At 55.4% G+C, this 18,648-nt stretch carries 22 protein-coding genes; 14 read left to right on the top strand and 8 right to left on the bottom strand.

Going from position 1 to position 18,648, the window contains the following annotated elements; genetic code table 11:
• Positions 1–41: 41 nt before the first annotated feature.
• Positions 42–2,276 (top strand): TonB-dependent receptor, encoded by a 2,235-nt coding sequence (locus tag CA832_RS01295; protein WP_088339752.1) that lies wholly within the window; start codon positions 42–44, stop codon positions 2,274–2,276.
• Positions 2,277–2,289: 13 nt separating this feature from the next.
• Here the strand turns inward: CA832_RS01295 and CA832_RS01290 are convergent, their stop codons facing one another.
• A complete protein-coding gene (locus CA832_RS01290) occupies positions 2,290–2,733 on the bottom strand; it encodes a Rieske (2Fe-2S) protein (RefSeq protein ID WP_233131689.1) in 444 nt (147 codons plus the stop codon).
• A gap of 120 nt (positions 2,734–2,853) precedes the next feature.
• On the opposite strand from CA832_RS01290, the gene greA reads away from it, so the two are divergent.
• From greA to CA832_RS01270, 4 genes are all read left to right on the top strand, one after another.
• Entirely contained in the window at positions 2,854–3,327 is a 474-nt protein-coding gene (greA, locus tag CA832_RS01285; RefSeq protein WP_088339750.1) for a transcription elongation factor GreA, read from the top strand.
• Between the two features lie 77 nt (positions 3,328–3,404).
• Positions 3,405–3,659: an autorepressor SdpR family transcription factor gene (locus CA832_RS01280; protein ID WP_088339749.1), complete on the top strand. Its 255-nt coding sequence runs from the start codon at positions 3,405–3,407 to the stop codon at positions 3,657–3,659.
• A 4-nt stretch (positions 3,660–3,663) separates the two neighbouring features.
• The gene (locus CA832_RS01275; protein WP_088339748.1) at positions 3,664–4,308 is read left to right on the top strand and encodes an SdpI family protein; all 645 of its coding nucleotides are present in this window, start codon (positions 3,664–3,666) and stop codon (positions 4,306–4,308) included.
• A 43-nt stretch (positions 4,309–4,351) separates the two neighbouring features.
• Entirely contained in the window at positions 4,352–4,741 is a 390-nt protein-coding gene (locus CA832_RS01270) for an HIT family protein (RefSeq protein WP_088339747.1), read from the top strand.
• Here CA832_RS01270 and CA832_RS01265 read toward each other — a convergent pair.
• Positions 4,731–5,087 carry a hypothetical protein gene (locus tag CA832_RS01265; RefSeq protein WP_088339746.1) on the bottom strand — a complete coding sequence of 119 codons (357 nt, stop codon included), beginning with the start codon at positions 5,085–5,087 and terminating at the stop codon, positions 4,731–4,733. The genes CA832_RS01270 and CA832_RS01265 overlap by 11 nt on opposite strands.
• Positions 5,084–6,238: a sensor histidine kinase gene (locus CA832_RS01260; RefSeq protein WP_088339745.1), complete on the bottom strand. Its 1,155-nt coding sequence runs from the start codon at positions 6,236–6,238 to the stop codon at positions 5,084–5,086. The genes CA832_RS01265 and CA832_RS01260 overlap by 4 nt, the downstream gene beginning before the upstream one ends.
• A 107-nt stretch (positions 6,239–6,345) precedes the next feature.
• On the opposite strand from CA832_RS01260, the gene CA832_RS01255 reads away from it, so the two are divergent.
• From CA832_RS01255 to aat, 4 genes are read left to right on the top strand one after another with little or no spacing between them, the layout of a single operon-like run.
• Positions 6,346–7,239: a flavin reductase family protein gene (locus CA832_RS01255; protein WP_233131688.1), complete on the top strand. Its 894-nt coding sequence runs from the start codon at positions 6,346–6,348 to the stop codon at positions 7,237–7,239.
• 51 nt (positions 7,240–7,290) lie between these two features.
• A complete protein-coding gene (locus CA832_RS01250) occupies positions 7,291–7,668 on the top strand; it encodes a DUF3127 domain-containing protein (RefSeq protein ID WP_088339744.1) in 378 nt (125 codons plus the stop codon).
• A 37-nt stretch (positions 7,669–7,705) separates the two neighbouring features.
• Positions 7,706–9,082, top strand: a complete 1,377-nt coding sequence (locus CA832_RS01245) for a short-chain fatty acid transporter (RefSeq protein ID WP_088339743.1) — start codon at positions 7,706–7,708, stop codon at positions 9,080–9,082.
• Between the two features lie 30 nt (positions 9,083–9,112).
• The gene (aat, locus tag CA832_RS01240; RefSeq protein ID WP_088339742.1) at positions 9,113–9,790 is read left to right on the top strand and encodes a leucyl/phenylalanyl-tRNA--protein transferase; all 678 of its coding nucleotides are present in this window, start codon (positions 9,113–9,115) and stop codon (positions 9,788–9,790) included.
• Here the strand turns inward: aat and CA832_RS01235 are convergent.
• The 4 genes from CA832_RS01235 to CA832_RS01220 are packed head-to-tail and all read right to left on the bottom strand — an operon-like array spanning position 9,758 to position 11,948.
• Positions 9,758–10,438 carry a DUF2490 domain-containing protein gene (locus tag CA832_RS01235; protein WP_088339741.1) on the bottom strand — a complete coding sequence of 227 codons (681 nt, stop codon included), beginning with the start codon at positions 10,436–10,438 and terminating at the stop codon, positions 9,758–9,760. The genes aat and CA832_RS01235 overlap by 33 nt on opposite strands.
• Complete coding sequence (locus tag CA832_RS01230) at positions 10,425–11,012, bottom strand: hypothetical protein (protein ID WP_088339740.1); 588 nt, start codon at positions 11,010–11,012, stop codon at positions 10,425–10,427. Before CA832_RS01230 ends, CA832_RS01235 begins: the two co-directional genes overlap by 14 nt.
• Positions 10,999–11,562: a DNA-3-methyladenine glycosylase I gene (locus CA832_RS01225; protein ID WP_088339739.1), complete on the bottom strand. Its 564-nt coding sequence runs from the start codon at positions 11,560–11,562 to the stop codon at positions 10,999–11,001. Before CA832_RS01225 ends, CA832_RS01230 begins: the two co-directional genes overlap by 14 nt.
• A gap of 35 nt (positions 11,563–11,597) precedes the next feature.
• Positions 11,598–11,948, bottom strand: a complete 351-nt coding sequence (locus tag CA832_RS01220) for a hypothetical protein (protein WP_143542319.1) — start codon at positions 11,946–11,948, stop codon at positions 11,598–11,600.
• Between the two features lie 150 nt (positions 11,949–12,098).
• Here CA832_RS01220 and CA832_RS01215 point away from each other — a divergent pair, with 150 nt between their 5' ends.
• From CA832_RS01215 to CA832_RS01195, 5 genes are all read left to right on the top strand, one after another.
• Entirely contained in the window at positions 12,099–12,779 is a 681-nt protein-coding gene (locus CA832_RS01215) for a TetR/AcrR family transcriptional regulator (protein ID WP_088339737.1), read from the top strand.
• Positions 12,779–14,446, top strand: coding sequence for a peptidase domain-containing ABC transporter (locus CA832_RS01210; RefSeq protein ID WP_088339736.1), 1,668 nt, complete (start codon positions 12,779–12,781; stop codon positions 14,444–14,446). The genes CA832_RS01215 and CA832_RS01210 overlap by 1 nt, the downstream gene beginning before the upstream one ends.
• Position 14,447: 1 nt before the next feature.
• Positions 14,448–15,800 carry an HlyD family secretion protein gene (locus tag CA832_RS01205; RefSeq protein ID WP_088339735.1) on the top strand — a complete coding sequence of 451 codons (1,353 nt, stop codon included), beginning with the start codon at positions 14,448–14,450 and terminating at the stop codon, positions 15,798–15,800.
• A gap of 1 nt (position 15,801) precedes the next feature.
• Positions 15,802–17,220 carry a TolC family protein gene (locus CA832_RS01200; RefSeq protein ID WP_088339734.1) on the top strand — a complete coding sequence of 473 codons (1,419 nt, stop codon included), beginning with the start codon at positions 15,802–15,804 and terminating at the stop codon, positions 17,218–17,220.
• Between the two features lie 78 nt (positions 17,221–17,298).
• Entirely contained in the window at positions 17,299–17,955 is a 657-nt protein-coding gene (locus CA832_RS01195; protein ID WP_143542318.1) for a thioredoxin family protein, read from the top strand.
• Here CA832_RS01195 and CA832_RS01190 read toward each other — a convergent pair.
• Positions 17,902–18,618, bottom strand: coding sequence for an energy transducer TonB (locus CA832_RS01190; protein WP_088339732.1), 717 nt, complete (start codon positions 18,616–18,618; stop codon positions 17,902–17,904). The genes CA832_RS01195 and CA832_RS01190 overlap by 54 nt on opposite strands.
• Between the last annotated feature and the right edge of the window lie 30 nt (positions 18,619–18,648).

Here is an 18,648-nt window from a genome sequence, read left to right as displayed (position 1 = left end):
AACCAGAATAATGACCCCTTTTATTCGTAATCTATTTACGAATGAAACGCATCTATTCTACAGTAGCCATTCTTGGGCTGGCTTTGCAACTACAAGCCCAGGACCAACCGCAGGACAGTACAACCGCAGATGAAATCCGCCTCGATGAGGTCCTGGTGTCTGCTCTGCGCGCCGGGCAACAAACCCCGGTTAGTTTCAGCAACCTCAAAGCCGAACGGGTCCGCAGCAGGAACCTCGGGCAGGACATCCCCATCCTCATGAATTTCATGCCGTCGGTGGTCACTACCTCCGATGCCGGGGCGGGGATCGGATATACCGGTATCCGTGTCCGCGGGAGCGACGCTACCCGGGTCAACGTAACCATTAACGGCATCCCGTATAACGATGCCGAGTCCCAGGGGACTTTCTGGGTCAATATGCCGGATTTTGCCTCCTCCACCCAGAGCCTGCAGCTGCAGCGGGGGGTGGGGACATCCACAAACGGCGCCGGCGCCTTCGGAGCCAGCCTTAACCTGCTCACCGACGCTGTATCGGAGGAAGCCTTTGCCGAACTTGCAGCCAGTGCGGGAAGTTTCGCTACCCACAAAGCCACCCTTAAGTTTAGTACGGGCCTCATGGGCGACGGGTTTGAACTGAGCGGGCGACTTTCGCGTATCGCCTCGGACGGGTATATAGACCGGGCGTCTTCGGACCTGGATTCCTATTTCCTGCAGGGGGCATATCGGGATGGGAATACCCTGGTAAAGGCCCTGCTATTCGGGGGCCATGAAATCACCTACCAGTCCTGGTATGGCTTCGACCCGGCCATCCTTGGCGCCATAGGGGTGGATGCCAACCTGGAGACCAACCGGAGGTATAACGTGGCCGGAATCCAGTTCGACGACAATGGCACTTTCGAAGGCTTTTACGAAAACCAGGTCGACAATTACAAACAGGACCATTTCCAGTTGCACTGGAGCGAGGGCTGGTCTGCAGACCTGAGGACCAATATTGCGGTACATTACACCCGCGGCCGGGGCTTTTTTGAGGAGTACGTAGACGACTGGTATTACACCAATGTCTTCTTTGCCCCGGATTCACAGTTGTCCTTCCTGGGCCAGGACCCGGTGGTGGTAGACGGGCAGGAGCGGAGTTCCACGGATTACATCCGCCGGCGCTGGCTGGATAACGATTTTTACGGGACCGTATTTTCGGCCCAGTACCAGAAGAACAAGTTGGGCCTGACCCTCGGGGGAGGATGGAATACCTACCGGGGTGACCATTTCGGGGAAGTGATATGGGCGCGCTACGCCCCTGGCCTGGAGCGGGGAGACCGCTACTATGAAGACGATTCCACCAAGGATGACGGGAACCTTTTCCTGAAGGCCGACTACCAGTGGGGCGACAACTGGCGGCTTTTTGCGGATTTGCAGTACCGTGGCGTCCGGTACCAGGCCAATGGGCGGGAGACCGGCCTGGTAGACGACCGCTTTCGTTTTTTCAACCCCAAGGCGGGGATCACCTATACCCTGGACCCGGGTCAGAACCTCTATTTCTCCTATGCGGTCGCCAACCGGGAACCCAACCGGAACGACTATGAAAACGGCAACCCCCGCCCGGAGCGGTTGCACGATTTCGAACTGGGCTGGCGCCTGCAGCGCCCCGGGGTTTCCTTTAACGCCAACCTTTACTATATGAGGTATAAGGACCAGTTGGTCCTTACCGGGGAGTTAAACGACGTGGGGGCACCCCTGCGCGCCAATGTGGGCGATTCCTTCCGCACGGGTCTGGAACTGGATGCCAGCGTGAAACTGACGAACCGGTGGTACTGGCAGCCCAACCTTTCCCTGAGCATCAACCGAAACGTGGATTTTTTCTTCCGGCGCGACGGGGAACTCCGGAATCTCGGCAATACAGAGATCGCCTATTCCCCCGGGGTTGTTGGGGCAAGCCGGCTGGTATACCGGCCCACGGAATCCCTGCAGGCAGCCCTGCTAACCAAGTATGTGGGCGCGCAGTACATGAGCAATATCGAGGCGGAATTATCCCGGCTGGAGGCCTATTGGCAAACGGACCTGAACCTGCAGTACACCCTGCCGGCCAGGGGCTGGTGGCCGCGTACAGAGCTCAATCTGCTGGTGAATAACCTATTTGACGCCCTGTATAGTTCCAATGGTTATTTCTATACCTTCGACGATGATTTCTCCAACCCGGGGGTTATTACTACCGTGGAGGGGGTGGGGTATTACCCGCAGGCCGGCATCCATTTCCTGGCCGGGGCCACCTTCACCTTTTAAGGGAAAGGGAGCGTCAATTGGATACGGTAATCACGTTTCCGTTTTGGGAAGCCCGGTATTCCAGCATGTCGAAGTAACGCTCCCCGTCGTTTGGCCGGTTGAGCAATTGCCCGGTAAAGAGGCTGTATTCGTATCCCTCGCAGGCGCATCGGGCCAGTTGCCCCTCCATTTCCATAGTGGAACAGCTATTGGGCGGATGGTTGGGGCAGCTGGCTTCGAAGGCGCGGAAGCCCGTCCCGGTATTGGTGATGAAAAAACCGCGGATCCCGGAACCCGAACTGTTCACGTAAACCGAATTACTGATAAAGTTCAGGGGGCTGTACAGGGGCAGGTTCAGGTTGATGTCGAAGCGGAAACCAATTTCCTGCAGGTAGGGGTTCCGGTTGGAAGGGTCGTTGCTGCACGCCATCGGCGCGAGCAGGCCCAGGCCCACAATAAGCATTCTTAATCCCTTCATAACAAGAGGCGTGTACCACAAAAATGTGCAAAAATTGCCTATATTTGTCTTAAATCCTCTAAATAACTTACCATTCGCGTAAGTATTGCGGGGGATTTTCTATTTAATAAACCTACAGCTATGAGCAAGGTATCCTATTATACGGCAGAAGGATTGAAGAAGTTGAAGGATGAGCTGAACCACCTCAGGGACGTGGAACGCCCCAAGGCGTCGGAAGCCATTGCCGAGGCGCGGGACAAGGGAGACCTGTCCGAGAACGCCGAATACGATGCCGCCAAGGAGGCTCAGGGCTTGCTGGAAATGAAAATCGCAAAGCTGGAAGAACTGGTGGCCAATGCCCGCCTGATAGACGAATCCCAGCTGGACACCTCCAAGGCACTGGTGCTCTCCACCGTTACCCTGAAAAACACCAAAACCGGACAGAAGCTTACCTATACGCTGGTTGCGGAGAGCGAAGCCGACCTGAAAAGCGGCAAGATTTCTGTAACCTCCCCCATAGGGAAGGGCCTGCTCGGGAAGCAGGTTGGCGATATCGCGGAAATCCAGGTACCCAACGGGACCATGGCTTTCGAAATCCTGGACATAACCCGATAACAAAACGACCCCCTCCAAGAGTTCCGGGGTTTGCAAATTTGAATTAATATTTAGATATTTATCTAAATATATAAACATTGAATGCCCTCTTCAAATCCCTGAGCGACCCCACCCGGCGTGAGATCCTGCAGCTCCTTAAGGACACAGACCTTACGGCAGGTGATATTGCCTCGCATTTCGACATCTCCAAGCCGAGCATCTCCCACCACTTAGACCTGCTTAAACGTTCCGGGTTGGTGTCGGTCCGCAGGGATGGGCAATTTCTCTACTATTCGATCAACACCACCATTTTGGAAGACCTCATGCAGTGGGTCATGAACCTTAAACACTAAAACCATGAAGACATCCTTTCGTTCGGAACTGCCGCTTTTGTTGTTAGTAGCGGTGCCTTTTGTGTACCTCTGGACCATCTGGAATGACCTCCCGGATACTGTACCCCTGCATTGGAATGTAGAGGGGGAGGTAGACCGTGTGGGTTCCAAAAAGGAGCTATGGCTCATCCCCGTGGTCACTACCCTGATGATCTATCTTATTTTGCTGGCAGTACCTGCCATAGACCCCAAGCGGAAAATCCAGGAGATGGGGGCCAAGTACCAGCAACTGAAATTTGCCCTGGTCACCTTTATGTCTGGCCTGGCCCTGGTGGTCCTATACATGGTTAAGGAAGGGGGAGAGGGGTCTGCGCGGCTCATCTTTGTCCTGGTAGGGTTGCTCTTCGCCGCCCTTGGGAATTATATGAAAACCGTAAAGCCCAATTACTTTATCGGGTTCCGCACCCCCTGGACCCTGGAGAACAACACCATCTGGGAAAAAACCCATAGAATGGGCGGGATGCTCTGGTTTGTAGGGGGCTTGCTTATGGTCCTCATTTCCTTCCTGATGCAGGGGCGGACCCACTTCTATATTTTTATGGGGATAACCCTGGTCATCAGTATCATTCCGGCCATCTATTCCTACCTGCTCTTTCGGAGGGAAGGTTGAGGGCGTAAGGGCCTACTTTGTATCTTTAGGGTAAAAAGAACAGATGGCCAGTATATTCACTCGGATTATCCAGGGGGAGATCCCCTGCTACAAGATTGCAGAGGACGCAGACAACTTCGCATTCCTGGACATCAACCCCAACAGTGCCGGGCATACCCTCTGTGTGCCCAAGCAGGAAGTGGATAAAATCACGGACCTGGACCCGGAGGCCTACGACAGCCTGATGCGGTTTTCCCGCAGGGTGGCGGTGGCTATCGATGAAGCGGTGGATTGCCTGAGGGTGGGGTTCACGGTTATCGGCCTGGAAGTTCCCCATGTGCATGTACACCTGATTCCCCTCAACAGCATGGCAGACGCTACCTTCCAGAAAAAGGAGAAACTGAGCCCGGAGGTGTTTGAAGCGATTGCCGGGAAGATCCGCGCTAAGCTGTAAGCAGTCCGGAGAGGTAGAGGTACACCAGGCTGCCTGCCAGGGCCAGGACGAGGATAGCCACCAGATAAAACAGGGGCTTCAGGCGCACGCCCGGGCGTTCGGGTTGTACGAGTTTTTCGTAGTATTCCACACTCCTTTCAATGTCCTCCGTCCAGGTTACGGGGTAGATGAGGTTCTGGCACGTATTGCAGCGCAATTCGCGGGTAACTCCCCGGTACACCTTATGCATAAAACGGGTTTCCCGGTGCTGCTGGGTAAAGCTCAGGGTCATATCCTGATTAAAACATTCCGGGCAATTGTTACTGAGGGGCGCCTCGCGCAGGATTTTGGCTCGAATTCCTTTCATGGTGTGTTGTTCGTCCGCAAGGAGATTTGCATCACGGTGCCTTCCCTTCCCGAGGTGAGCACCCGTACCTTGCCGTTATGGTATTCTTCCACAATCCGCCGTACCAGCGATAAACCGAGGCCCCACCCCCTTTTTTTGGTGGTGTACCCAGGGTCGAAAATACGGGCCCAGTTCTTTTTAGGGATGCCCTGGCCCGTGTCCGAGATCAATACCCGAACCCAGGGGCCGTCTGGAATGATTTCAATACTAATCTGCCCCTTGCCCTTCATGGCATCGATACCATTGCGGACCAGGTTTTCGATGGTCCAGTTGTAGAGGCTTTGGTTGAGCAGTACCTCAATGGGTTTTTCCGGGGCATGGAAGCTGAAATGGATGAGCTTGGAACTCCGTATTTTGAGGTAGTCCACGGCGCTCCTCGTCTCCGCCACCAGGTCGTGGGCTTCCAGCTTCGGGAGGGAGCCAATCTGGGAAAACCGTTCGGTGATGGTTTGCAAGCGCCCGATGTCCTTTTCGATTTCCGTGGTGATTTTCGGGTTTAGGGCTTCAGATTTAAGCAGTTCGTTCCACCCCAGCAGGGAGGTAAGCGGGGTGCCTATCTGATGGGCGGTTTCCTTGGCCATCCCGGCCCAGAGTTTATTCTGCTCGGAGGCCTTGTTGGTTTTGAAAAAGAAAAAGATAACCGCCCCAAAAAGGAAAATAATAAGCAACAAGGCAATGGGGTAGTACTTGAGTTTGTTGAGAACTTCGGAATCCCCGTAGTAAAGCGTGGCCAGGGTTTCCCCCTGGTAGTCTATGGCAATGGGCGTATTCTGGGACCGGAACGAGGCAATCAGGGCTTCCACTTTAGCCTTGTCTGCGGGGTCTATCTCGGGCAGGTTGTTTATTTTGAAGGAACCATCCGCATTAACCAGGATCATGGGGGTACTGCTGTTGTTTTGAAGGACCAGCAGGGTAAGGTTGCCCAGGTCCTGGTCTTCCGAGGTACGCAGTAATTCGGACTGGGCCGTGGCCCAAATTTCCATTTTGTTGCGCTCCTCCTCCTTGAATTTCCGGAAAAAGCTATTGGTATTCCAGAGGATCAGGCTTACGATCACAAAGGAGGTAAGCAGCAAAAAGGCATTAGAGAATTTCTTGGGTGGATTCAGTCGCATACCCCTTGGGCTGGTCTTGCTAAGATAACTGAAAATAGGCGGAATTGTTGTGGGACGTGGCCCCATTTGCCTATGGCCCCGCCCTTATTTTTGCTACCTTTGCCGGTATGGGACAAGAGATGCTCACCTTGCTGCCGTCGGAGATGGAAACCCCGGAATTACACGGGTTTTTGCTGGGGGCCATAGGACCCAGGCCCATCGCCTTTGCCAGTACGGTAGATGCCGCCGGCACGCCCAACCTCTCCCCCTTCAGTTTTTTCAATGTCTTCAGTGCCAACCCGCCGGTGCTGATCTTTTCACCCGCCCGACGGGTCCGGGACAATACTGAGAAGCACACCCTGGAAAACGTTCGGGAGGTCCCCGAAGTCGTGATCAATACTGTTTCCTACGCCATGGTGCAGCAGATGTCCCTCTCCAGCACGGAATACCCCAGGGGCGTTAATGAGTTTGTCAAGGCCGGGTTTGGGATGGAGCCCTCCCGGAAAGTGCGGCCATTCCGGGTTTCGGGGGCGCCTGCACAGTTCGAATGCGAGGTCACGGAGATCCGACCCCTGGGCCAGCAGGGCGGTGCCGGAAACCTGGTTTTTTGCCAGGTGGTGGCCCTTCATCTGGACCGGGCGGTCCTGGATGCAGAGGGCAGGCCGGACCCGGCTAAACAGGACCTGGTGGCGCGTATGGGCGGGGACTGGTACAGCCGGTCGGCTTCGGGCCTGTTTGAGGTGCCCAAGCCCCTGCGCAACCTGGGTATCGGGATGGACCTCATGCCTGAAGGCATCCGGAGCAGTACCATCCTTACAGGGAATGACCTGGGGCTGCTCGGGAATGTGGAGGCCTTACCCCAGACCGAAGAAGTAGCGGCTTTCCTGGAATCGGCCCCGGAGGCAAGCGCCTTGCTGGAGGGCGGAAGCACCGAGAAGGTACACCAGGCAGCGCGCCGCTATTTAGCGGGGAATGACGTATCTTCTGCCTGGAAAATACTGCTGGCCTGGGAGCACCGGTAAGATCCGAACCGCAACAAAAGCCAAACCAATAGATCATTTTTAATTTACCCCATGGAAATTCAAGGAACACTTAAGAAAATCGACGCAACAAAAACATACGGCAGCAACGGCTTCCGCAAAAGGGAAGTGGTCCTGACCACTGAGGACCAGTACCCGCAGTTTCTGCTGATAGAGTTTGTTCAGGATAAGACCGACCTGCTCGATGCCTATCAGGTAGGACAGAAGGTAAAAATCAGTATCGACCTCAGGGGCCGGGAATGGACCAGTCCGCAAGGAGAGGTCAAGTACTTTAATTCCATACAGGGCTGGCGCATTGAGTCGCTGGAAGCCGGGCAGGAAAACGCCAGCATGCCGCCCGTACCCCCTATGGAAGCGTTTGAGCCCGCAGAGGACCTCAAGGAAGAGGACTACGACGACCTGCCCTTTTAACCCTTAGGGGGAGGGCCTTACGCCATATTCCACAATTATGGGATTGGGAAACACCGTTCTGACAGGCTTCAGGCGCATCCTGCCGTCCCCCTTTATCATCGCCTTGTTGCTTACCGGCCTTACCATGGTCCTGGCCTGGGCGTTCGGTGATTACCCCTCCGGGGCATCTTCCTGGAAGCAGGTTTTGCGCGCCTGGGAAAGCGGGGTATGGAACCCGGGCCTGCTGGTATTTGCCTACCAGATGATGCTTATCCTGGTCCTGGGGCATGTCGTGGTATTGAGCAAGCCTATGGAACGGCTTATGGTGCGCATTACTTCCCTGGCCAGGGACGGGGCTTCGGCCGCGTTACTCGTGGCATCCGCTACTGTTGCGGTGGCGTTTTTCAATTGGGGTCTGGCCCTGATTTTCGGGGCCATCCTGGCCCGCAAGGTGGGGGAACACGCCCAGAAAAATGGGATCCCGATTAATTACCCCCTCATCGGGGCCTGCGGATACCTCGGGTTGATGACCTGCAACGGCGGCATAAGTAGTTCGGCTGCCATCAAGGCTTCTGAACCGGGCCATATTCCCCTCCTGCTCAAGGACGTGGTACCCCAGGAAGTGCTTGCAACCTTTCCCTCCAGCATCCCTACCTCCCAAACCATCTTTTTTGGCTCCAACCTGCTGCTGTTTGCCATCCTGTTGGTGGGGTTGGGTACTATTGCCTGGTACCTGGGTAAAAAAACCCCGGAGCGCGCTCCCCTGCTGCCAGAAACAGACGGGATGCAGGAGGTGGAAACGGAGTTACAGGGGGCCGAACGCCTGGATCAGTCCCCATGGGTGGCCCGGATTTTTGCCGCGGTGATTTTTACGGCATTCATACTTCAGTACACCCCCAGGTTGCTTCGCTTCGACCTCACTCCAGACATGCTTAACTTTTTTATGCTGGGACTCGGGGTGCTGCTCCATGGAAGTATTGGACGCTTTGGCAGGGCTATTGGCGCTGCCATTGGGGGCACATCGGGTATCCTGATTCAATTCCCCCTCTATTTTGGGATAATGGGGATTATGGCAGACAGCGGGCTCATACAGATGGTGTCCGATTTTTTTGTGGCTATAGGGACCCCCACGAGTTTTCCGTTGTATACCTTCTTCAGCGCGGGGATGGTCAATTTATTTATCCCCAGCGGCGGGGGCCAGTGGGCCGTACAGGGTCCCGTTATCCTCCAGGCCGCCATGGACCTCGGGGTTTCCCCGGCCAAGGCCCTTATGGCCCTGGCATATGGCGACCAACTTACCAATATGATGCAGCCCTTCTGGGCGCTCCCCCTTTTGGGGATCACGGGCCTTAAGGCGCGGGAAATCCTGCCGTATTCCCTTGTTTTTATGGTTTTTGGAGGGGTAACCTTCCTTCTGGGTTTGCTTTTTTGGTAGGGCAGCCCCTATTTTTAGTCTAAAAGACCAATGTCCCAGTCCCGTTATCCCATACCCTTTCTTTCGGAGGCCCTTGTTTTTCCCCCCGCAGAGGGGGCAGGGCCCGAAGGCCTGGTAGCGGCCGGGGGTGACCTCAGCCCGGAACGGCTGCTGCTGGCCTACCGTTCCGGCATTTTTCCCTGGTTTAATGAGGACGCGCTTATTTTATGGTGGAGCCCGGACCCCAGGATGGTCCTTTTCCCTTCGGAACTCCGCATTTCCAAAAGCATGAAGAAAGTCCTTGCTTCCGGCATGTTCCGGGTGACCCGTAACAAGGCCTTTGAGCAGGTTATAGACGCCTGCGCACAGATTCCCCGGAAAGAAGGGCTTGGTACCTGGATTACGCCAGGCATGCGCCAGGCGTACCTGGAGCTCTACCGTCAGGGCCATGCCGTTTCCTACGAGGTATGGCAGGAGGGAGAGCTGGTGGGCGGCTTGTATGGCGTGGACCTGGGGAACGTCTTTTGCGGGGAGAGTATGTTCAGCCGGGTTTCGAACTCCTCCAAGGCGGCGTTCATTCGTATGGTTCAGGACTTGAAGCAGCAGGGCTATGCCCTGGTCGATTGCCAGGTGCATACCCCTCACCTGGAGAGTCTGGGGGCCCGGGAGATCCCGCGGGCCCATTTTCTGAGGATTTTAAAGGGTAAGGACCAGGGAAGTGAGCCATAGCAGGACTTTCCGGGTTTGGGTGTTCAGTGCTTCCCAACGGTATTCCCCCCCAATTTGCAGCCGGGTGTTTCCGGAAATCTGATAGCCCAGCAAGCCGGTTAGGCGAAGGTCCCATTGAGGGGCTCTGGAACGCCCCAGACTTAGCAGGGGTTCCCCCTGACCTATCAGGTAAAATTCACGCACATCTGCCTTTTCGCCCTGTAGGGGAAGGTCTGCCGAGAGCCTGTACCGGAGGCGGTGGACGGTATTAGCCTGAAAAATGCGCTGTTCCCACCGCGCCCTTTGCCCCAGGCGAACCGGACCGAAACTGCGGCGGAAATCCAATTGCTCGGTAACCCTCAGTTCGTTGCCGGAGCCGGGTTGGAAAGGGTCCCGAAACCGATACATCACCCCCAGGGCCACACCGGAATTCCCCAGCCAGGTATAGCTGGTATATACCGAGAGATCTGCCTGCCGGGTTTGGGTAAAGGATTCTCCATCCCTGACCAGGAAATGCCGGCTTCGGATGGAGGCATTCTGTTTCAGGTGAGGGCCCACGCGGTAGTTCAGGGCCACGCTGGGCTCGGCAAATACGGTAAGGCCTTCCTGGCCTAAACCGTAAATGCCCCAAAGCAAGAACAGCAGGGGAAGCCACCTAATACAAGACATGGTCGTAATTTGGCGGCAGGGATTTTCGCTTTAATAGAAACCCTCCTTCGCTGTCGAAGAGGTATTCGTATTGCCCGGGGCCTTCGGGTGTCCTTGCCTGTACGATCAGTTCGTAGCGGATCTGCGGCAGCAGGAGGTTCTGGAAAGCGTTTTTAAGGGTTGAAGGCACATCCGGGAAGGCACTGCGCGGATATTGCTGCTGGATGCGCCGGACGCGGTATTTTGGGTACAGGGTGTTTAAATGTTCCAGGATCCTGCCCCAGCTTTCGTTAGGGATATCTATGGGGCGGACCTCGATCTCGACATCTTCCAGCTGGCCTTGCGGGGTGAATTCAACGCTGTAGTTCAGGCGGACTTTACGGAATTTCATCTCGTAGCTACTGCGGCTGCTGTCTATTTCCCGGTAGAACCGCAACCGCCGGACATCTTCCAGGAAAGGGGCCATTTCCTCCAGGGCAGCAGACGGGAATTGCTCCTGACGGATGCGGTATTCGCGCTCGTACTTGACCTGGGAGAACAGGGCGGTTCCGGTGAACAGGAGCAAGAGGGTAAGCAGGGTTTTACAAGTCCGCATAGCGAAAGCAACTCATTTCATGATCGTTCACCATCCCCGTGGCCTGCATGTGCGCATACACCACAGTACTGCCCACAAACTTAAAGCCGTGCTGCTTCAGGTCTTTGCTAATGCGGTCCGAAAGCGGGGTAGTGGCCGGGGCTGTTTTGTAATCGGCTACCTGGTTTCGGATGGTCTCTCCCTGGGTAAACTCCCAGAAATAGTTGCAGAAGGAGCCATGGCTTTCCCTCACTTTCAGGTATGCCTGGGCGTTGGATACGGCTGCCCGCACCTTCAGGCGGTTGCGGATAATACCCGGGTTCCGGAGCAGGCTTTGGATTTTCGACTCGTCGTAGGCGGCTACTTTCTCGAAGTCGAAGCCGTCGAAGGCCTCGCGGAAATGGGGCCTTTTCTTTAGGACCGTTATCCAACTTAACCCTGCCTGGAAGGTTTCCAGGATCAGGAATTCGAACATCCGAAGGTCGTCCCGCACGGGGACACCCCATTCCGTATCGTGGTAGGCTTCGTAAACCGGGTCACCCACGCACCATCCGCATCTGTGTAGCTCCATGCCTTAAAGGTACGGCATCGGCAGAGCCGGGGCAACTATCTGGAGGGCTCCAGTTCGCCCGCCTGCATGGCTTCCGGCCAATAGGCGGCCACAGTGCTGAAATTCCGGAAAAACTTGGCGCCGTCCTTCCGGCGGAGGATAACCACCTGACGGTCTCCTTTGCGCTCCACCCGGTCTACCACCACGTGCAGGCCGTCGGCGAGGTTCATGTTGGCAATACCACCCCGCTTAATGATAAAATTCTTCCTTGGAAAGAGGATGTGCTGGAAGTCGCCATCCGGTTTTTCAATCTGGAATTCCGCGCCTTCGCTTACGGTAACAGCTTGGTCCTGAGCAGAAAGAATCAGACCTGTCATTGCGAATACGGCAAAAAATATCTTTTTCATGGTTGTTATTTTAAGGATATGGGATTATATGCTTCAATTATTACGAATATACAAAATATCCTTCGATTTCAGGAATATCACTATCGTTAAATAATAGTTAAACACTTTATAAATGATAGTAACACTATTATATTTGCGAAAATATCTATCATGGAGCGTTTAATACGTAACCTGAAAATCGCGATCAACCCAAAGGTCTTTGTTAAGGATCCGGAGTCTTCCGATCTGGGAAAGCGGCTGGTCGAGCATGGGATCGGCCTTATCGACGCCCACGGCTTTGAGAATTTTACGTTCAAAAAGCTGGGGGAGCAGGTAGGTTCCAACGAGAGCTCGGTATACCGGTATTTTGAGAACAAGCATAAATTCCTGCTCTATCTCTCTTCCTGGTACTGGGGTTGGATGGAGTACCGCCTGGTACTGAACACCCTTGGGATTGCAGACGCTGAGGAGAAGCTTAGCAAGGCCCTGGAGATCCTCACTCAGCCCGTAGAGTTGGATATGGCCTTTGAACACATAGACGAGGTGGCCCTCAACCGGATTATGGTCAATGAGCACTCCAAGCCCTTTCTGACCAAATCTGTAGACCGGGAAAACCGGGAAGGCTATTTTGAGCCATACAAGAGGCTTGTGGAACGGCTCGCAGAGATGATCCGTGCCGTGGACGGGGATTATGGGTTTTCCCTGAGTCTGGCCAGCACGGTTTTGGAGGGGTCTCTCCACCAGCATTTCCTGGACGTGCACTTCCCGTCCCTTACCAATTGTAAAAAGCCCGAAACCATCACCCGTTTTTTCAAGCAGCTCGTTAGCGCTGCCTTAAACCAAGCTTCCTGATGACAAAACAAATACTAACTACCTGGCAGCGTCTGATGGGGTTGCTCACCCTCGAGAAAAAAGACGTCCTCCAGGTCTTTTACTATGCCATTTTTGCGGGGTTGGTGAACCTCTCCCTGCCCTTGGGGATCCAGGCGATCATAAACCTGATACAGGGTGCCCAGGTCAGTACATCCTGGGTTATCCTGGTTATCCTGGTAACCCTTGGGGTAGCCTTTGTGGGGGTACTGCAGCTGATGCAGATCCGGATTATTGAGAACCTGCAGCAAAAGATATTCACCCGGGCCTCCTTCGAATTCAGCTACCGCTTCCCCAAGATCCGGATGCGGGAACTGGTGAACTACTACCCGCCGGAGCTGGCCAACCGCTTTTTCGATACCCTTACGGTACAGAAATCCCTGGCCAAAATCCTGGTGGATTTCCCAGCGGCCCTGTTGCAAATCATTTTCGGGTTGCTCCTGCTGTCTTTTTATCACCCGTTTTTCATAATCTACGGCCTGTTGCTGTTGCTGCTGATCTATGTGGTTTTCAAGTACACCGCCCAGCGGGGCCTGGAAACATCCCTGGAGGAGTCCAAGTACAAATACAAAGTGGCCCACTGGATACAGGAAGTGGCGCGTACCATCATCAGCTTTAAACTTTCCGGGAAGACCTCCCATGCCCTGAACAAGAACGATGCCCTTGTAAGCTCCTATCTGGATGCCCGGGAGAGCCACTTCAAGGTACTGGTTATCCAGTTTATCCAGATGATAGGCTTCAAGGTGCTGGTAACAGCCGGTCTTTTGCTCATAGGGGGGCTGCTGGTTCTGAACCAGGAAATGAACATCGGGCAATTTGTCGCTGCCGAGATTATCATCCTGTTGGTGATCAGTTCGGTGGAGAAGCTAATCCTGGGCCTGGAAACCTTCTATGACCTCCTTACCTCCCTGGAGAAACTCGGGCAGGTGGTAGACAAGGAGCTCGAACCGCTCAGCGGGGAGAAGCCCTTTAAAGAGGATGAAGGATTCCATGTGGAGGTCAAGGACCTGACCTACCGGGTTCCGGGCACGCAGAAGCCAATCCTGGAAGGGGTAAATCTCAAGGTGACCCCGACCTGTACGGTCCTCCTGCAGGGCCCATCCGGTTCGGGGAAATCGACCCTTTTGCGCCTTATGGCGGGGATCCTCGAACCGGACGAGGGGCAGATTTTTGTCAACAACGTAGCCCTGAGTGGAGTACACCTGAATTATTACCGCTCCCACCTGGGCAAGTCCATGCCAGAGGAATCCCCCTTCGAAGGGACCATTTTGGACAACCTGACCTTTGGGGATGCCTCAGTGACCCTCGAACAGGTATACTGGGCCCTGGAGAAAACCAAGCTGATCTCCTTTGTAAAGGAGCAGCCCATGGGGTTAAAGACCATCCTCTACCCGGAAGGGCAGCAGATCCCCTATACGGTGAGCAAGAAACTGGTCCTGGCCCGGAGTATCCTGCGCAAGCCCAGGTTGCTGTTGCTGAAGGACCCCCTGGACCATTTCAAGGCAGACGAGGCGGCGGAGGTGATGGATTTCCTCACCGACCCTGCCAACGGCTGGGCCCTGGTAGTAGTGAGCCAGAACGAGCGCTGGGCGAACAAGTGCGGCCGGGTAGTCTATATGGAGAACGGGAAGATTGTAAAAGAGAAATAAGATGCTCAATATATCGCCAAATAAACTCAATGAGAAGGTAGACCTGGGCAGGTTCCAGGCGGCCAAGAAAGTGTTCCACCGGAGGCACTACAAGCACTTCAACCGGTTCCTGCTGGCGTTTGCGGGTATCGGGCTCATTGTGCTGTTCCTGCCCTGGACCCAGAATATTTCCGGAGACGGGTACCTGACTACCCTTCAGCCGGAACAGCGCCCCCAGACCATACAATCCCCCATCCCGGGGCGTATCGAGAAGTGGTTTGTGCGCGAGGGGGACCTGGTACAGGCCGGGGATACCATCCTTTTTATGTCCGAGGTCAAGAATGAGTATTTCGACCCCAGACTGCTGGAGCGCACCCAGCAGCAGGTCCGGGCGAAAAGCAGGGCAGTAGAGTCCTACCAGGACAAAGTGGTGGCACTCAGCACGCAGATCAGCGCCCTGAACAATGAGCGGGAGCTGAAACTGGCCCAGGCGCGGAACAAGTTGCAGCAGGCCCGGCTCAAGGTACAGGCAGACAGCATTGACCTGGAAGCGGCCAGGACCAACATTGCAATCGCCGAGCGGCAATACAACCGGACCAGCCAGTTGGAACAGGAAGGACTCAAGGCCGTTACCGACGTGGAAGAAAAAAGACTCAAACTGCAGGAGGCTCAGGCAAAACTCATCTCCCAGGAGGCCAAATTGCTTGCCAGCAAGACGGATATCATAAATGCCGAAGTGGAAATCAACCGGGTACAGGCGGAGTATACCGACAAGATTTCCAAAGCGCGTTCGGACCGTTCCACGGCGGAATCCGACCAGTTCGATTCGGAGGCCCAGGTCACCAAACTGGAAAATGAATATGCCAATTATGAGCGGCGGAGGGATCTGCACTATGTGCGGGCCCCGCAAACCGGCTACGTGAACAAAGCCATCCGCGCTGGGATAGGGGAGACCTTCAAGGAGGGGGATGAACTGGTCAGCATCATGCCTACCAAGTACGATATGGCGGTGGAGACCTATGTGGAACCAATTGACCTGCCCTTGGTCCACATAGGCGAAAAAGTGCGTATCCAGTTCGACGGATGGCCTGCCATTATTTTCAGCGGATGGCCCAATGTCTCCTACGGAACCTATGGGGGCACGGTAGTGGCCATAGAGACCTTTATCAGCCCCAACGGGAAGTACCGCATCCTGCTGGCCCCGGATCCGGAGGACCACCCATGGCCCACGGAATTGCGGGTGGGCTCCGGTGCGAGCACCATCGCGCTGCTGGAGGACGTACCTATCTGGTTTGAACTCTGGCGGCAGCTGAACGGCTTCCCCCCGAACTACTATAACCCCCAAAACGGTGGTGATACCGCTTCCAAGAAATAGTATGAGACAGGTATTTGTCATTTTACTGGCCTTTGGCACATGGCTGCTGCCTGCGCAACAGGAGGGTACGGAGGTCCTGGGGTTCCAGGAGTATATGGCCTTTGTGAAGCAGTTCCACCCCATAGCCAAGCAGGCCAACCTGACCCTCACTCTGGCCGAGGCCAACCTGCTCAAATCCCGGGGCGGGTTCGACCCCAAGCTGGAGGTGGATTATGACCGCAAGCGCTTTAAGGGGACGGAGTATTACGACCGCCTCAATGCCGCCTTTAAAATCCCGACCTGGTACGGGATTGAACTGAAGGGGCAGTTTGAGCAGAACGAGGGGGACTTCCTGAACCCGACCGAGACCGTGCCCTCAGACGGACTCTACAGTGCCGGGGTATCGGTTTCCCTTGCGCGCGGGCTTTGGATAGACGAGCGCATGGCCACCCTGCGCCGGGCCCGGTTTTTTGCCCGCCAGGGCCAGGCAGACCGCGATTTGCTGGTCAACCAGATCCTGTACGATGCAGCCGCCGCCTATTTCGACTGGCTGCAGGCCTACAGTGATTACCTGGTCTTTGAGCAATTCCGGGACAATGCCCGCCTGCGGTTTGAGGGGATTCGCCAAAGCGCCCTGGCCGGGGACCGGGCGGCCATCGATACGGTGGAGGCGCGCATAGCCGTGCAGAACCGGGAATTGAGTCTGGAACAGGCCGGGGTACAGTACCGCAAGGCCTCCCTGGACCTGGCTGCCTTTCTCTGGATGGAGGACAATGTCCCCGTAGAGCTGCAGGAAGGGGTCCTCCCGGACCTGGAGCCCTCGGCCGAGGTGGCCCGCACCTTGCAGATCGAAGGCTGGCTCATGGACAGCCTGGCCCTGGAGGCGCACCCCAAGCTGCGCTCCCTGGAGTTCAAGATACAGGGCCTGGAGGTGGACAAACGCCTTAAGGTGAACCAGCTCTTGCCCCAGATAGACGTGGAATACAATTTCCTGACCGAGACCCCGGAGTTTATACGGTCTTTTGAGACCCAGGAGTACAAAGGGGGGATTACCTTTCGCATGCCGCTATTCCTGCGGAAGGAACGGGGTGCCCTGAGGATGGCGCGGGCCAAATTGCAGGAAGCCCAGTTCGAGCGGGACAACGCCCGGGTGAGTATCCGAAACAAGATTGCCGGGATATTCAACGAGCTGGAGTCCTTCGATCGGCAGAACCTGCTCATCGGGCAGATTGTCCAGGACTATGAGCGCATGTTGCAGGCCGAAGAGCGCAAATTCAGTTTCGGGGAGAGTTCTATCTTTCTGATCAATACCCGCGAAAGGAGCCTGATAGACGCCCGGCTCAAGGCAAATGCAGTCCAGAACAAGTATCTGATGACCCAGGCAGGCCTCTTCCAGGTCCTGGGCATTAACCCTGAATTTACCCCGGATACCGTACCGTAATACCTGGGGTTGGGGTGTAAGGGTTACGCCCGGGTTCCTACTAAGGGGAACTCCGGTAACCCGGTAAGCCACAAAACGATGCAAAAAGAAAGCATGGAATTGCATACCCAGATCAGAAGCGCCCTGAAAAAAAGCACGGACTATGCCGCCTATAGGGAAGCTATGGCGCAACAGGTCCGGGAAGGCCGCACTTCTGGTCTGAACCAGGACGAGTCCCTTGTGGGATATACCCGGCTGAACCACCAGCGTATGAAGCGGTGGGAGAAGCGTTTTCGTCCGGACGAGGCCGTTGCCAGGAAATTACGCGACCTCCAAAGCCGGATGATTTGGCTCGTGCTCACCGAATCCTGGTGCGGAGACGCAGCCCCGGTGTTGCCTGTAATGCGCGCCTTCGAACTCCAGAGCCCCAACCTCTCGCTGCGCATTGCTGGGCGGGATGACCACCCGGAACTCATGGACCGCTTTCGCACAGACGGTGCCCTGGCCATCCCCAAGCTTCTGGTGCTGGATGCGGCTTCCCTGGAAGTGGTCGGTCAGTGGGGGCCCAGGCCGGAGGAACCCATGCAGATGGTGCGGGCTTACAAGGCCGAACACGGGGGTTTGAGCGCCGAATTCAGGGAGTCGCTCCAGCAGTGGTATAATACCGACGGCGGAAGTGCTATTGCACGGGAACTGGAAGCGTTACTTGCTTTGAAAGAGGTAGGTGATAGTCCCTTTCTGGGTACTTCTCGATGAAGGGTTGAAGCGGGCCTTTAGGGCATAGGCAATGGCGTTTTCCACCAGGCAGCCGTTGGAGGTGCCGGAACTTTTGGCGTTGAAATCGGCCTGGATCACATATCCCAGGGCATCTACCTCGATATTGATCACCACTTTGCCTCCCTCTATACAGGTATAGATGGGCGGGGGTAATTCATGGGCATTCCGCTCCACCAGGGAGTAGGAGATGGAGGTACGCCGGTCCTTGAGGACATTGGTGTATTCCTTTTTTTCGGCCTCCTGCTGGTCCAGCTGCTCTTTGAGCTCTTCCCGTTTGCGTGCCAGTTCCTTCAGGTGTTCCGCGTAGTCCCCGTTGTCTGCGTAGGGTTCCCCGGCTTCCTGATTTTCGAGGGCTTCCCGTTCCTGCAGGAGTTCTTCTAGGGTTTTCAGAGGCTCCGGGTCCCCGTATTGGGGCTTAGCCGTTTCGTTAAGGGCCATGTGGGAGCGCACCGGGTCCGATTCGGAAACCTCCTCCTCCGGGAGCTCCATCAGTTCCGGCAGGTCTTCTTCCTCAAGGCTCATCTCAATGACATATTCCTCCTCCAGGGTTGCCCCCAGGTGGATATTGAACAGGGTCAGCACCACGATCCCCAGGGTGGAGGCGGTAATGATAAGCGATAACTGACTTCGGTTCAGGTGCATAGAGCAATAACAGTCAAATCCTGGTTTTAG

Origin of the sequence: Robiginitalea sediminis (genome assembly GCF_002198115.1) — a bacterium.
GTDB lineage: Bacteria > Bacteroidota > Bacteroidia > Flavobacteriales > Flavobacteriaceae > Robiginitalea > Robiginitalea sediminis.
Note: the sequence above shows the minus strand (reverse complement) of the source record. Positions and strands in the feature narration are given on the sequence as shown.

What these genes read in the sequence shown, in the direction of transcription:
- CA832_RS01195 (WP_143542318.1), top strand. Translation starts at nt 17,299, where the DNA reads ATGCAAAAAGAAAGCATGGAATTGCATACCCAGATCAGAAGCGCCCTG.
- CA832_RS01260 (WP_088339745.1), bottom strand. Translation starts at nt 6,238, where the DNA reads ATGCGACTGAATCCACCCAAGAAATTCTCTAATGCCTTTTTGCTGCTT.
- CA832_RS01200 (WP_088339734.1), top strand. Translation starts at nt 15,802, where the DNA reads ATGAGACAGGTATTTGTCATTTTACTGGCCTTTGGCACATGGCTGCTG.
- CA832_RS01290 (WP_233131689.1), bottom strand. Translation starts at nt 2,733, where the DNA reads ATGAAGGGATTAAGAATGCTTATTGTGGGCCTGGGCCTGCTCGCGCCG.
- CA832_RS01225 (WP_088339739.1), bottom strand. Translation starts at nt 11,562, where the DNA reads ATGGAGCTACACAGATGCGGATGGTGCGTGGGTGACCCGGTTTACGAA.
- greA (WP_088339750.1), top strand. Translation starts at nt 2,854, where the DNA reads ATGAGCAAGGTATCCTATTATACGGCAGAAGGATTGAAGAAGTTGAAG.
- CA832_RS01270 (WP_088339747.1), top strand. Translation starts at nt 4,352, where the DNA reads ATGGCCAGTATATTCACTCGGATTATCCAGGGGGAGATCCCCTGCTAC.
- CA832_RS01230 (WP_088339740.1), bottom strand. Translation starts at nt 11,012, where the DNA reads ATGCGGACTTGTAAAACCCTGCTTACCCTCTTGCTCCTGTTCACCGGA.
- CA832_RS01245 (WP_088339743.1), top strand. Translation starts at nt 7,706, where the DNA reads ATGGGATTGGGAAACACCGTTCTGACAGGCTTCAGGCGCATCCTGCCG.
- CA832_RS01215 (WP_088339737.1), top strand. Translation starts at nt 12,099, where the DNA reads ATGGAGCGTTTAATACGTAACCTGAAAATCGCGATCAACCCAAAGGTC.
- CA832_RS01265 (WP_088339746.1), bottom strand. Translation starts at nt 5,087, where the DNA reads ATGAAAGGAATTCGAGCCAAAATCCTGCGCGAGGCGCCCCTCAGTAAC.
- CA832_RS01295 (WP_088339752.1), top strand. Translation starts at nt 42, where the DNA reads ATGAAACGCATCTATTCTACAGTAGCCATTCTTGGGCTGGCTTTGCAA.
- CA832_RS01210 (WP_088339736.1), top strand. Translation starts at nt 12,779, where the DNA reads ATGACAAAACAAATACTAACTACCTGGCAGCGTCTGATGGGGTTGCTC.
- aat (WP_088339742.1), top strand. Translation starts at nt 9,113, where the DNA reads ATGTCCCAGTCCCGTTATCCCATACCCTTTCTTTCGGAGGCCCTTGTT.
- CA832_RS01235 (WP_088339741.1), bottom strand. Translation starts at nt 10,438, where the DNA reads ATGTCTTGTATTAGGTGGCTTCCCCTGCTGTTCTTGCTTTGGGGCATT.
- CA832_RS01220 (WP_143542319.1), bottom strand. Translation starts at nt 11,948, where the DNA reads ATGAAAAAGATATTTTTTGCCGTATTCGCAATGACAGGTCTGATTCTT.
- CA832_RS01190 (WP_088339732.1), bottom strand. Translation starts at nt 18,618, where the DNA reads ATGCACCTGAACCGAAGTCAGTTATCGCTTATCATTACCGCCTCCACC.
- CA832_RS01250 (WP_088339744.1), top strand. Translation starts at nt 7,291, where the DNA reads ATGGAAATTCAAGGAACACTTAAGAAAATCGACGCAACAAAAACATAC.
- CA832_RS01205 (WP_088339735.1), top strand. Translation starts at nt 14,448, where the DNA reads ATGCTCAATATATCGCCAAATAAACTCAATGAGAAGGTAGACCTGGGC.
- CA832_RS01275 (WP_088339748.1), top strand. Translation starts at nt 3,664, where the DNA reads ATGAAGACATCCTTTCGTTCGGAACTGCCGCTTTTGTTGTTAGTAGCG.
- CA832_RS01255 (WP_233131688.1), top strand. Translation starts at nt 6,346, where the DNA reads ATGGGACAAGAGATGCTCACCTTGCTGCCGTCGGAGATGGAAACCCCG.